This is a genomic window from Pseudomaricurvus alkylphenolicus, assembly GCF_011683955.1.
Lineage (GTDB): Bacteria > Pseudomonadota > Gammaproteobacteria > Pseudomonadales > Cellvibrionaceae > Pseudomaricurvus > Pseudomaricurvus alkylphenolicus.
Genome location: NZ_JAAQPI010000004.1, coordinates 98,304 through 110,134 on the forward strand (window position 1 = coordinate 98,304; position 11,831 = coordinate 110,134).

General features: G+C 55.3%; 10 protein-coding genes. 4 read left to right on the forward strand and 6 right to left on the reverse strand.

Annotation, left to right across the window (positions count from 1 at the left end):
* Window positions 1-61 precede the first annotated feature (61 nt).
* The 4 genes from HBA55_RS12310 to HBA55_RS12325 all read right to left on the reverse strand — a co-directional run bounded on the left by HBA55_RS12310 (window position 62) and on the right by HBA55_RS12325 (window position 5,168).
* Complete coding sequence (locus HBA55_RS12310; protein ID WP_166991298.1) at window positions 62-2,233, reverse strand: TonB-dependent receptor; 2,172 nt, start codon at window positions 2,231-2,233, stop codon at window positions 62-64.
* Window positions 2,234-2,250: 17 nt separating this feature from the next.
* A complete protein-coding gene (locus HBA55_RS12315) occupies window positions 2,251-3,645 on the reverse strand; it encodes an amidase family protein (RefSeq protein WP_166991301.1) in 1,395 nt (464 codons plus the stop codon).
* 121 nt (window positions 3,646-3,766) lie between these two features.
* Window positions 3,767-4,567 (reverse strand): acyl-CoA thioesterase, encoded by an 801-nt coding sequence (locus tag HBA55_RS12320; protein ID WP_166991304.1) that lies wholly within the window; start codon window positions 4,565-4,567, stop codon window positions 3,767-3,769.
* Window positions 4,568-4,685: 118 nt separating this feature from the next.
* Window positions 4,686-5,168: an Lrp/AsnC family transcriptional regulator gene (locus HBA55_RS12325; protein WP_166991307.1), complete on the reverse strand. Its 483-nt coding sequence runs from the start codon at window positions 5,166-5,168 to the stop codon at window positions 4,686-4,688.
* Between the two features lie 141 nt (window positions 5,169-5,309).
* On the opposite strand from HBA55_RS12325, the gene HBA55_RS12330 reads away from it, so the two are divergent.
* The 4 genes from HBA55_RS12330 to HBA55_RS12345 all read left to right on the forward strand — a co-directional run bounded on the left by HBA55_RS12330 (window position 5,310) and on the right by HBA55_RS12345 (window position 9,279).
* On the forward strand, window positions 5,310-6,485 hold the full coding sequence (locus HBA55_RS12330; protein WP_166991310.1) for a PrnB family protein: 1,176 nt from the start codon (window positions 5,310-5,312) through the stop codon (window positions 6,483-6,485).
* Window positions 6,486-6,573: 88 nt separating this feature from the next.
* Entirely contained in the window at window positions 6,574-7,677 is a 1,104-nt protein-coding gene (locus HBA55_RS12335; RefSeq protein WP_166991313.1) for an aminotransferase class V-fold PLP-dependent enzyme, read from the forward strand.
* 111 nt (window positions 7,678-7,788) lie between these two features.
* Complete coding sequence (locus HBA55_RS12340) at window positions 7,789-8,379, forward strand: nitroreductase family protein (RefSeq protein WP_166991316.1); 591 nt, start codon at window positions 7,789-7,791, stop codon at window positions 8,377-8,379.
* A gap of 45 nt (window positions 8,380-8,424) precedes the next feature.
* Window positions 8,425-9,279 (forward strand): pirin family protein, encoded by an 855-nt coding sequence (locus tag HBA55_RS12345; RefSeq protein WP_166991318.1) that lies wholly within the window; start codon window positions 8,425-8,427, stop codon window positions 9,277-9,279.
* A gap of 101 nt (window positions 9,280-9,380) precedes the next feature.
* On the opposite strand, the gene HBA55_RS12350 is transcribed toward HBA55_RS12345, so the two are convergent.
* Together HBA55_RS12350 and HBA55_RS12355 are read right to left on the reverse strand one after the other, a co-directional pair.
* The gene (locus HBA55_RS12350; RefSeq protein ID WP_166991321.1) at window positions 9,381-10,727 is read right to left on the reverse strand and encodes a 3-oxoacid CoA-transferase; all 1,347 of its coding nucleotides are present in this window, start codon (window positions 10,725-10,727) and stop codon (window positions 9,381-9,383) included.
* Between the two features lie 17 nt (window positions 10,728-10,744).
* On the reverse strand, window positions 10,745-11,827 hold the full coding sequence (locus HBA55_RS12355) for a maleylacetate reductase (RefSeq protein ID WP_166991325.1): 1,083 nt from the start codon (window positions 11,825-11,827) through the stop codon (window positions 10,745-10,747).
* Between the last annotated feature and the right edge of the window lie 4 nt (window positions 11,828-11,831).

Consider the following 11,831-nt stretch of genomic DNA (forward strand, 5'->3'; position numbering starts at 1 on the left):
GTTTGATTGAAGCCCGCCAATCCATAACGGCATGGTAAACGGCCCCGAATAAGCCAGAACGCTAGAAACGCCAATCGAGTGAAGCACCATAGGTCCGGGGGTCGCCGTAAACCGCCACCACACTGCTGGCGATGGTGTACATATGGGTAATGTATTCTTCGTCCGCCAGGTTTTTACCCCATAAAGACAGGCTCAATGAGTCCCCCGGCAGGTTCCAAGTCACGCGAGCATTGACGGTGTCAAATTCCGGCCGAACCGCCCAGGGTTCCAGCTCTTCGCGCTGCTCGTCGGTGTAGCTGTAATCGACACTCATGGAAAGATCACCACGATTTTGCAAGGACAGAATATATTCAACGCTGAGGCTGTACTTGTTTTCCGGCGTGCGAATCATGTCTTCACCAGACTGATTGGGGAAGGAGGCGTTAGGTACCGTCAGGTCGGTAAACTCGCTGTCCATGTAACCGTAGAAACCACTCACCATCAGGTTATCCATTGGTGCCCAGGTAAATTCAACCTCGAAACCGTTGACTTCCGCATCTCCGGCATTGAATGTCTGGAAGGTACCGAAACTGGCACCAGCGTCACGGGGTCCAAAGGATTGAATTTGCAGATCCTCATATTCAGTACGGAACAGAGCGGCGTTCAGGCGCAATACACCGCCAATTTCCGTCTTTAAACCGAGTTCATAAGAGAGGGCCTCTTCCTGGTCCAGTGGCTGGGTATCAGCTTGTGTTGTAGGTGCTGCGGCAAAGCCACCACTTTTAAACCCGGACGCCACAGAAAAATACACTTGACCACTTTCTCCGAATTCATAGGCCAGAGACGCCTTAGGTGTGAACGCGCTCCAACTCTCACTGACCTCGTTGTCGAACGTCTCATTGATCACTACAAAATTTCCGGCCGTGGAGTGGTTCTCAATTTCCTTCTCTTCGTAGGAATAACGTGCGCCCAGAGTTAACCTGAGGCTTTCAGACAGTGACCAGTTTAGCTGACCAAAAGCGGCATAACCGGTGGTTTCGTTCACCTGCCGATAGAGATCACTGCCGTCGAGACCGTCGGTGCAATCACTGCCCGGCGAAAGATCGAAACACTCAGTACGATCCGTTTCCTCGTTGAGAAACCAGAGACCCGCTACCGTGTTAAGCCCATCGCTCCAGTCCGCGACCCAGCGCAGCTCCTGAGAGAATTGTTGGGTTTCGTCAAGAATATCGTCAATCAGCGGCAATGCGCGGCTACCCGTAGAGTCCATATTCCAGTCCGACTCACTGTCACGATAACCGGTGATTGAGACCAACTCACCGTTTTCCAGACTCCAACTCAAACGGGCACTGACACCCCAGGCCTTTTGTTTGGCATAACCTTCTGTAGGACCTGCTACACAATCCGGATCGGCTCCCGGGCAATCTTCGAGATAAGGGCCGACCCAAACAGCTGGGTCCACATTGACACCGTCATCGTAGCCTGTGTCCACCGGAACGCGCCCCATATCCGCCACATCCAGGCGGTTGTAATCTGCCGACAGCAGCGCTTCGAACCCATCATCGCTATACAGTAACTGCCCTCGCACAGCAACGCGATCGTCGTCCTTTAGCTCCTGCCCGGTGATGACATTGTCTGCCCAGCCGTCGCGTTTACGATAGGAAACCGCGGCCTTTGCCGCCCAGTTGTCGCTGAGTGGACCGGTAACATAGCCCGCCAAAGTGGAAGCACTGTAGTTGCCGACCCCCGCATGCAGCTTCCCTTCAACTTCCTGGAGATTGGGTTTTTTGGAGACAACATTGATGGCACCGCCAATGGTGTTTTTGCCGTAGAGCGTTCCCTGGGGGCCACGCAACACTTCAATCCGCTCCAGGTCGAACATTTCGGGGTTGATATTGGAAACCCGCCCCAAATAAATATCATCCACGAAAACCGCGACAGAGTTGTCAGTACCCGCGCCATCATCGTTGGATGACGCCCCGCGCAGGCTGATCACGTTTTGCCCCGGTGAAAACGGTGCGAAGCTCAGTCCCGGCACATTGCTCGCGATACCGTCGATATTGTGCACGTCTTTTCGTTCGATCATGGCCGATGACATGGCAGAAACCGCGACGGGAATGTCCTGCAAATTTTCGGCGCGCCTCTGTGCTGTAACGACAATTTCCTCAAGCGAGAAACCTGCATCGTCGTTCGCCAACAACTGCGGGCTGGAAAGGCTTAACAACGCCATGGGAATCATTATTTTGGTTTTCATGGTCTCTTCCTCAAGAGTTATGGTTGCTGTAATAGTTCTTCGATTTTCAATCCAATCGCCAACAGACGGCGGTCTTGATGTTCTGCTCCGTCAATCTCCAACCCCACCGACAACCCCGCTTGGGTTTGACCACAGGGAATAGACAGACTGGGCGATCCCACCAATGAACTCAGCTCGGTGTTGCGAATATATGTGGGAAAGGTAGGTTGCTGTTGACCGCAGAACTCTACCGTTTCACCGCAGCTGGAAATGTCTGCAGCGGGCAGCGCAGTGGTGGGAAGTAATAAACCATCCAATCGATGTTCCCGCAGCAGAGTGCGATAGGTGTCGATAAGTTGCGTTCGACTGTTTAGCGCTGCCTGGTAAGTTTCTGTATTCACCAACTCGGGGTTATCCAACTCTTGCAGTACCGCTTTCACATCAGGGCTGGCCACTGTTGCTAACAAATATTCGAGCTCAATCCCGGTCTCAAACGATTGAAGATAATTATTCAACGCCGGTGCCAACTCGTTAAACACAATGGCAAAGCCACTGGCGGCCACCAACGATGGCAGTTCAGGAGCATCCAACTCCACCAGTGCCACGCCTGCGTTGCTCAGACGTTCACTTGCCTGTTCCATCACTGTTTGCAGGGAAGGATCCAGGGGTTGCCAAAACGCTTCTCTCACCACCCCCAATCGCAACTGCGACAGACGAACGTCCGGAAGGGAATGATCTTCACTGATAACCGCATCCATACGACTCAGATCCTCGACGCACATCCCCATGGGCCCCACAGTGTCCCGAGTCGGAGATACCGGAGTGACACCCTGTTGGGAGTAACGACCACTGCTGGGTCTGAATCCACAAATGCCATTTAATGCTGCCGGTATACGGACGGAACCTCCAGTGTCCGTCCCCAACCCGGCCATGGCGACACCGGCGGCAATGGCCGCAGCGGTACCACCGCTACTGCCTCCCGCAATCCTGCCTTCGTGACGACCATTCACCACAGCACCGTAAAATCCGTTCTTGCTGGTGATCCCCATGGCCAATTCGTGGAGGTTGGCTTTTCCTAGAATAATGGCACCCGCGTCGCGCAATCGTGCCACACAGTGCTGATCCTGGGCCGGAGCAAAATTCTTCAGGGCGGGCGTGCCGGCAGTATTGGTAAACCCCTGCACATGGATATTGTCTTTGACGACGATGGGCACGCCAAACAAAGGGTAGCGTTCAAAGTCGATCAAATGGTTGTGTTGGGCAAGCTCCTGATCCATTGCCCGAGCCTGCGCACGAGCGGCATCGAGATCCCATTGAATCAGGGTATTGGAGGCCTGCGCCCAGGGAAAATTAGCGGCCAGAGTGTCCAGACGCCTTGCGACCGTGGTTGAACCCTCGGTCAGGCGCTGGTGGTAATAACGGATGGATTCCATAACGGACTTCACCTTCGCAACTGCACATGAACACGCTGTTGATCAGCGTAGGGATCATGTTAGTGAGCGGGTGAGAATCCGGTAATCCCCAAAATTGTGGATATTTTGGGGATGAGGAGGACTAGCGGTAGAAACCCATTTGGTTGGTCACTGCCAACAGTTGTCCCTCGGGCGACCAGAGCAAACCACGCTGGTCGAAGACGCCGGACCGTACAATGCTGCCATCACCTTGCAACAGGAGAGGGCGACCGCTGACTTTGGCCAGATCTTCTGTGGTGGCAAACACATACAGGGAATAAGTAACGGTGGAACCACCTTTTGGCTCGGGACCCAACAACAGCGAACGGGGAGGGAAAACATCAGACAATGCCGCCAGCCCCTTGGCATCGAGGGGGCGTTGATCCCGTTCGCAGACCCAGCTGAGCGATTTGGGCGTTTCGTTGGGCATCATGGGTTTACCTTGGAGCGGACGCATGGCATAGCGATCAAACCATTTGGGAAATCCTTTGGTATCCAGTATCTCCAGCGCCTCCGGAGAACTCACTTCAGGAAAACTGACCGCATAATCCATCTCCGATTCCTTCCGGGACCCCCAGACCATTTCCACACTGCAAAGCACAGCGGCGTCGGCACCCTGTCCGGAGCGAACCTCAACACGCCAAAAGTCCGTACGCGCCCTTGCCCGCAGCAAACTCGCTTGGACGTACACATCTTTTAGCTGCACTCCCTCCGCAAAGTTGGCACTGATACTGATCAATTCGCCCCGCTGCTTGGGGTGATGACTGACCGCCTCCACGGCAACAGCCAGAACCCAGCCGCCAAACATGCTCATGACGTTGTAATAGTCATCGGCGGGCGGGCGGTGATAGAGGCCTTCTGCCAGCGGCGTAAGCTCTGTGGCGGCGTCAAGACTGAAAGACATAGATACAACTCATCGTTTTGGGTAGCAGGCACTGATTATCAGCGGCTTGTGGTCTCCTGCCTATGCCCAAATCAGCCAATATTCGAGCCATAGCTGACACAGGTGTCACAATTTGCCACTAACGGGGAATGGGTAAGCGGCTGCGGCTCATCACCTGGTTGAGGATGATGGTGGTATCGATCTTTGCCACCTGGGGAATGCCGGCGAGCTTTTCTTTGACGAACTTTTCGTAGCTGCTCAGATCTTCAGAAACCACCCTCAACAAATAATCATGTTCACCGGTAAGTACAAAACAGTCCATCACCTCCTCCAGCTCCTTCACCGCCTGCTCAAAAGCCGCCCCGTTCTCCAGGCTGTTGCGCTCCAGCTGGATAAACACAAAGGCAGAGATATGCAGACCGATCTTTTCCCGGTCCAATTCGGCCACGTACTGCTTGATAACCCCCTGCTCCTCCAAACGTCTGACCCGGCGCAGGCAGGGGGTTGGAGACAAATTCACCTGTTCCGCCAGGTCCGCGTTGCTGATACGGGCATTTGCCTGCAACAATTCGAGGATGCGGCGGTCAGTCTTGTCGGTCACTCTTGAGTCGCCATATGACATATTATGCTCACCAAATACAAAAATCGTTAAGAAAGCTCCAATATAAGACGCCAACATAGCAATATTTGACCAATTCGGCTAGCGAAAAACTCCTACAATAACCTCACAACATCAACAGCAACCCACCAGAGGTAAGAGGATATGAGCACCCCCCTGGCCCAGACGTTTGACCACTGGATTCGCACCGACTTCAAGGCCATGAATACCGAGCTGGACGAAATGTATTTCGCCCAGGAGGCTCGAGAGAACGTCGAAGGCGTTGGCGACAACATCAAGCAACAGCTGGTGGAGGAAGGTAAGTCCTACATCGCTCAATTGTTGAAAGAAGGCAATACAGACGAAGGCTTTGACAGCGGCTTTGAACTGCTCGGCAATGTCGGCTTCTATATGGCCGCCTGTCGCCGCCACGAGATCACCGAACCCTCTCGCGAAGCCAAGTCTCCGCTTGAAGAAGCCTCGGCACTGGCTATGCAACTGGGGGCCTCACTTGGCATGATTCCACGTTTTGCCTCTGCCCACCTGGAAACCCACAATCGCGCCCAGGACGGTCTCTACAAAACCTTTACCAGCCTGGAAGACGAAAAAATCTTTCTGGATTACAACACCCGCAGTGTATTCGCCTACATCCGCGCCTCTGAGGCTCTGTTGCACACCCTGCCCCTGGGTGTGTCACACCCGGTGACTTACGATCTGTTAAAAGCTGCCAAAAGCGCCTTACAGGATGTGGTCGACAACAACGCCATTCTGTTCGAGAAACTCGATATCGACCGCTTCTTTTACTGCGTACGCCCCTACTACAAACCCCATCGGGTTGGATTACACGAATACCGCGGTGCCAACGCCGGAGACTTTGCCGGCATCAACGTCATCGATCTGTTGTTAGGCGTCTGTCGTGCCGACGACCCCTACTACTCGCAATTGCTGGTCGACAAATTCCTGTTTATGCGCCCAGAAGACCAGCTGGTCCTGCGCGATTGCATGCGCCGCAAGAGCCTGCTCGATAGCTTTTTGGAAGTTTCTGACAGTGACGGCCAAAAACAATGGTTCCAGCAAAACGTTAAGCTGTTCCTGGAAGTCTGCGAAGCCCATGGCGAAACCGCCATTCAACATCACGAGCAACTGGTGGCCAAATTTATCGAGAAACCCGCAGACAGCAACGACCTGACCAACCGACCCGGCCTGACCGCCAGTGGTCCCCCGCTGCCCGTATTGCTGAAAGGCCTGCGCAAGCTATGCGACCTGCGCTCTGCAGCCGACCGGGACGATATCCCTACTCGCTACGCCGATATGCAAAAGCTGCGTAACTCGGTGCTGTGACTAATAATTAAAACTATCATTACAAAAGTGCGGCCCTGAACCGCACTTTTGTGCTTTTTGCCAAAGACACCCACTGACGGGACCAAAGATGACAGCAAACCTGTTTGTTCCAGCCGAAGGCATCTACCTGCTGAACCACTCCGTCGGCCGCATGCCGACCAGCGCCCGAGACCATGTCGGTGCACAATTCTTCGATGCCTGGGAAAACGGCACCCCCGATCCCTGGCCACTGTGGATGAACGCCCTGGGCGAATTTAACCAGGCCCTGGCTGAGTTATTTAATACTAACGCCGAACAGTTCTGTCCACAGACCAATATTTCCAGTGCCATCTCAAAAACACTGACAGCGCTGCCAAAACGGGATGGCAAAAACGTTATTCTGATGACAGAAAACGACTTCCCCTCTGTAGGCTTTACCCTCAAGCAAGCGGAGCGCCTGGGCTTTAGCGTGCGTTTTCTGCCAACCGAAGCTGACCCACAATTCGTAGATACCTGGGCCGATGCCTTACAGGACGACGTTGCCTGCGCGCTCGTCACTCATGTCCACTTCAATACCAGTCGTCAGATTCCGGTAACGGAGATTACACGCCTGACTCGTGATCGTGGCATTTTTTCGATTGTTGACATTGCTCAGTCCAGCGGCGCTGTACCCATTGATTTTCAACAATGGCAAGCCGATGTCGTCGTGGGTTCCTGCGTAAAATGGCTCTGCGGTGGCCCCGGCGCCGGCTTTATGTGGGTGGACGCCGATGTAGTCACCTGCCTGGAGCCTGCCGATGTCGGCTGGTTCTCTCACAAAGACCCATTTGAATTTGACATCCACAACTTTGAGTACGCAGACAACGCCTCTCGTTTTTGGGGAGGAACACCTTCGGTATTGCCCTACGTAGTCGCCACTAACAGCATTCGCCAAATGCACAGTATTGGCATCGCCAAAGTGCGTGAGCACAACCTGCGATTGACCCAGAAGGTGCTGGACAGTATTGAGCCGGAGTATTCCGTAACACCCGTTAAACCGGAGCTGCGCGGCGGCACTCTGGTGTTAAAGTTCCCGCGACAGGATCAGGTCAAGGCGGCGCTAGATGAAGCCGGGGTACTGTTTGATGTGAGGCCGTTGGGATTGCGGATGTCGCCGCATATCTATAACACTGAACAGGAAATCGATCGCGTTATTGAGTGCTTAAAGGCGTGACACCAGGATTGGAAAACTGACAGGTCCCCGCTCATTCACTTCACGTAGCGACATACGTATACATCGACTATGCTAAAAAGCCATTGACTGAACTTTTGGCAGGATAAAACCATGAGCGATGCCACTGACTTTTCACTGCGAGACCCCTTATCAGGCGTAGACCCACAGTTTCCAACCCGATGGTCACCGCGGGCATTCAAGAAGACACCGGTACCTGACAATGTACTGGCAAGGCTGATTGACGCCGCCCGGTTTGCGCCCTCGTGTTTCAATGAACAGCCTTGGCGTTTCTACACCTCTAATCAGCAGAACTTTGAGGAATTCCTGCACTTGCTGCTCGAAGGCAATCAATTATGGGCGAAAAACGCCGCTGTCATCGGCTTTTTGGTCGTCGAGCGACATTTCGCCCGCAATAATACCGAGAATCAACACGCACGATTCGATGCCGGTGCCGCCTGGATGAGCCTGTGCCTGCAGGCCCAAAGGGAGGGTCTCTGCAGCCATGGCATGGGGGGTATAAAGTACGATGAGATCGCCACCTATTTGCAACTGGATAACAATAGCCATGACGTTGTGATGGGTTTTGCTATCGGAGAAATTGGGGATAAAACGGATTTGCCTGAAGCCCTCGCTGAAAAGGAACAGCCCTCGCCCCGCAAGCCCCTTGACGAAATCTGGCCGAACCGGCACTCGGCGGGCTGACCGGGACCAAGGGTGCGAAATCTGGAACAAGATGAGGTGTGAAACATGGCTTACGCAATCAGCTCTGCCCGAAAGGACCTTGGCGGGTTTTCAGTTTCTCGAATTATCCCCAATCAGAATCAGTGCCGGGTCGGTCCGTTTGTATTTGTCGATCACATGGGGCCGGCTGAATTCCCGGCCGGCCGGGGCATAAACGTAAGGCCTCATCCCCACATCGGTCTTGCCACCATCAGCTACCTGATGGAGGGGAATATGTTACACCGCGACAGCCTTGGAACCATCCAGGAGATCAGCCCAGGCGATGTCAACTGGATGACGGCGGGAAAAGGCATCGTCCATTCGGAACGGGAAACCATCGAAACCCGTGGCAAGGATCACGTGCTCAACGGCCTGCAATGCTGGATCGCGCTGCCAGAAGACAAGAGCGATATGGAACCGAGTTTTTTGCACGTAAACCGCGCGCAGCTGCCTTATATCCATCGGGAAAAAGTCCTTATGCGTTTGATCGCGGGTGAGGCTTATAACTATACCTCGCCGGTCAAAACCTACTCCTCTATGTTCTATCTGGACGCGATTACCGAAGCCGGCGCCGTTGTCGAAAGACCTTGCGGTTTGTCGGAAACCGCCTGCTATGTCATTTCAGGCGAGGTAAAGATCGATTCCGAGAACTTTAAAGCAGGTCAATTTGTCATCTTGGAAGATGAGGAGACCATCGAAACTGTCAGCAACAGTCGTTACTTTCTCCTGGGTGGTAAGAAGCTGGAGAAGGAGCCGATTCTGCGTTGGAACTTCGTGGCTTATTCAATGGACAAGATACGGGAAGCGGAAGAACGCTGGCGCACTGGACAGTTTCCCAGAATTCCAGGGGACGACGTCGAGTTTATCCCGCTGCCTGAGTAGATCCCCAGTGCTACTGTTCGTGCGTAGCAGCGCGCTCTGAGCGCGACCGGACGCGGCACTTCATAAGTTAGTGCAAGCCCCGTCGCGGTCAGAGCGCGCTGCTACATCAGATCCAGATCAAATTCCGCTTCGGTGCATTCACGCACCTGTTCAACGCTGACACCTGGTAATAATCTAACCAACGTCATGCGCCCCCGCCGGAAGTGAAACACCGCCAGATCGGTAATCAACACATCCACCACGCCTTTCGCAGTCAACGGAAGATCACAACGACGTTTCACCTTGGTGTTACCCTGTTTGTCGGTGTGCAGCATGGTCACCACCAGTTTGTCGGCGCCCGAGGCCAGATCCATGGCGCCGCCGACACCGAGCAGCGGCTTTCCGGGCACCGCCCAGTTGGCAAGATTACCCTCCGCATCCACCTGCAAGCCACCCATGATGGCCACGTCCACGTGCCCGCCACGAATCATGGCAAACGAGGTGGTACTGTCAAAATAGCTGGCGCCCGGCAGCGCCGTCACCGGAATCTTGCCGGCGTTGACGGGATAGTCCATGGCGCCGCCACTTTCCGGTTCGGGGCCAACGCCGAGCATGCCGTTTTCCGTATGCATCACAATGCCCGTTTCCGGCCCGATAAGGTCGGCCACCAGGGTGGGTATGCCGATCCCCAGGTTGACCACGTCGCCGGGATTGAGCTCCTGCAAGGCCGCCCTGGCCATATGCATGCGTGTGCTGTCGACCTTTTTCAGACTGCTGGAGACCGAGGCCGAAGAGCCCAGATCTTCCTCGCGGGTGTGCGCCTGCACCAGGTAATCCACAAAACAGCCGGGGGTGTGAATGGCATTGGGATCCAGCTCACCCACCGCGACGATTTCCTCCACTTCCGCAATCACCAGGTCGGAAGCGGTGGCCGCGGCCTGGTTGAAATTGCTCTCGGTCATGCGGTATTGGAGATTGCCGGCGGTGTCGGCCTTCCAGGCGCGAACCAGTGATACCTGGCCTCGCAGCGGTGGGATAAAAACCATCTCCCTGCCATCGATAACACGGCTCTCGCGACCTTGCGCCAGTGCAGTACCGGCGGACGTTGGGGTAAAAAAGCCACCCAGCCCGGCGCCGCCCGCACGAATGGCCTCACCCAGTGTGCCCTGGGGCAGCAGTTCGACCTCAAGTTCGTTGCACTGAGCCGCCCTGACCGCTTCCGGATTGCTGGTAAAGTAAGAACCCACCGCCTTGCGCAGCTGGCCATTGCGCAGCAGTCGACCGCCGCCAAGGCCCGGCTCGCCCACATTGTTGCCAACGTAAGTCAGATCCCGGGTTTCGGTTTCCGCCAGCGCATGCAGCAGATGAACGGGATTACCGGTCATTCCGAAGCCGCCGGCAATGATGGTGTCTCCGTTGTTAATTAAAGCCGCAGCCTGTTCGAGACTGATCTGAGGAACACTTTTCATGGTTTTGACCCTGGCTGTCAGTGGTTGAATTGGGCGTATGGGGCACGGGGTTCAATACCCTCGTAGGCGTGCTCCAACAGATGGCGGATTTTGTCCCGCGTTACCGGTTCGGCATTGTCGAGCGGTTTTTCCGTGGCAATGGCGGCGGCTCGATCGAGATCCTGTTGGCGGAAGCCAATGGCCTTGAGCGAGGTCGGCGCACCCACCCGCCGAGCCAGCTGGAACAATGCCGCTGCCGCGTCCTCCGACTCCAGTGCTTGCGCTAGCTGTCGAGTGCCCCCGGGCACGGCGCGGGCGTTAAACGCGACTGAATAGGGCAATAGAATGGTGTGGGTTTCGGCGTGAGGCGTATTGAAACTGCCGCCGAAGGTGTGACACAAACGGTGATGCAGACTCGTCACTCCAGTGCCCAGAGACGCGCCGGCGAGCATGGCCCCGTACAGCGCTTCTGATCGAGCCTCCAGGTTCTGCGGCTGCTCCACCACCAGCGGCAAGCTGCGATTGAGCATTCGCACCGCCTCCAGAGCCATCATCGATACCATCGGGTTGGGATTGGTCGCCGTCACATTGACCACCGCCTGAGCCATGGCGTTGATGCCACTGGGACCGGCCACCCGCGCGGGCAACCCCAGCGTCAGGCGCGGATCGTAGAGCGTCAAACTGGGCACCACATTGTCGTCCCTGCCCGTGACTTTGCGCTCGTTTTCCGTAATGCCCCAGATATTGGTCATCTCCGATCCGGCGTAGGTGGTGGGTATGGCAATATTGGGCAGCTGATTTTTTAACGCCAGCGCCTTGCCCAGTCCCGTGGTGGAGCCGCCACCCAAAGACACACTGCAGTCGGCCTGCAGTTCATCGACGACCTGCTGCGCCTGAGCAACGGTCGTCGCCGGCACGTGCATCACCGCTTCACTGAACAGGCCCGCCGCTCGATTACCCAGCAGCTCGGCAATGGCCTGCCCCTGTTGCGCCTGTTGCGGTGTCGTCAGTACCAGGGCCCGGCGCAGCCCCAGCTGGTCCAGCTGTTGCGGCAGACGTTGCAGCGCATCAACCCCAAAGAGAATGTTCCATGGCAAAGCGTGATAATCAAAGTTCAGCATGATG

What these genes read in the sequence shown, in the direction of transcription:
- HBA55_RS12310 (WP_166991298.1), bottom strand. Translation starts at nt 2,233, where the DNA reads ATGAAAACCAAAATAATGATTCCCATGGCGTTGTTAAGCCTTTCCAGC.
- HBA55_RS12315 (WP_166991301.1), bottom strand. Translation starts at nt 3,645, where the DNA reads ATGGAATCCATCCGTTATTACCACCAGCGCCTGACCGAGGGTTCAACC.
- HBA55_RS12320 (WP_166991304.1), bottom strand. Translation starts at nt 4,567, where the DNA reads ATGTCTTTCAGTCTTGACGCCGCCACAGAGCTTACGCCGCTGGCAGAA.
- HBA55_RS12325 (WP_166991307.1), bottom strand. Translation starts at nt 5,168, where the DNA reads ATGTCATATGGCGACTCAAGAGTGACCGACAAGACTGACCGCCGCATC.
- HBA55_RS12330 (WP_166991310.1), top strand. Translation starts at nt 5,310, where the DNA reads ATGAGCACCCCCCTGGCCCAGACGTTTGACCACTGGATTCGCACCGAC.
- HBA55_RS12335 (WP_166991313.1), top strand. Translation starts at nt 6,574, where the DNA reads ATGACAGCAAACCTGTTTGTTCCAGCCGAAGGCATCTACCTGCTGAAC.
- HBA55_RS12340 (WP_166991316.1), top strand. Translation starts at nt 7,789, where the DNA reads ATGAGCGATGCCACTGACTTTTCACTGCGAGACCCCTTATCAGGCGTA.
- HBA55_RS12345 (WP_166991318.1), top strand. Translation starts at nt 8,425, where the DNA reads ATGGCTTACGCAATCAGCTCTGCCCGAAAGGACCTTGGCGGGTTTTCA.
- HBA55_RS12350 (WP_166991321.1), bottom strand. Translation starts at nt 10,727, where the DNA reads ATGAAAAGTGTTCCTCAGATCAGTCTCGAACAGGCTGCGGCTTTAATT.
- HBA55_RS12355 (WP_166991325.1), bottom strand. Translation starts at nt 11,827, where the DNA reads ATGCTGAACTTTGATTATCACGCTTTGCCATGGAACATTCTCTTTGGG.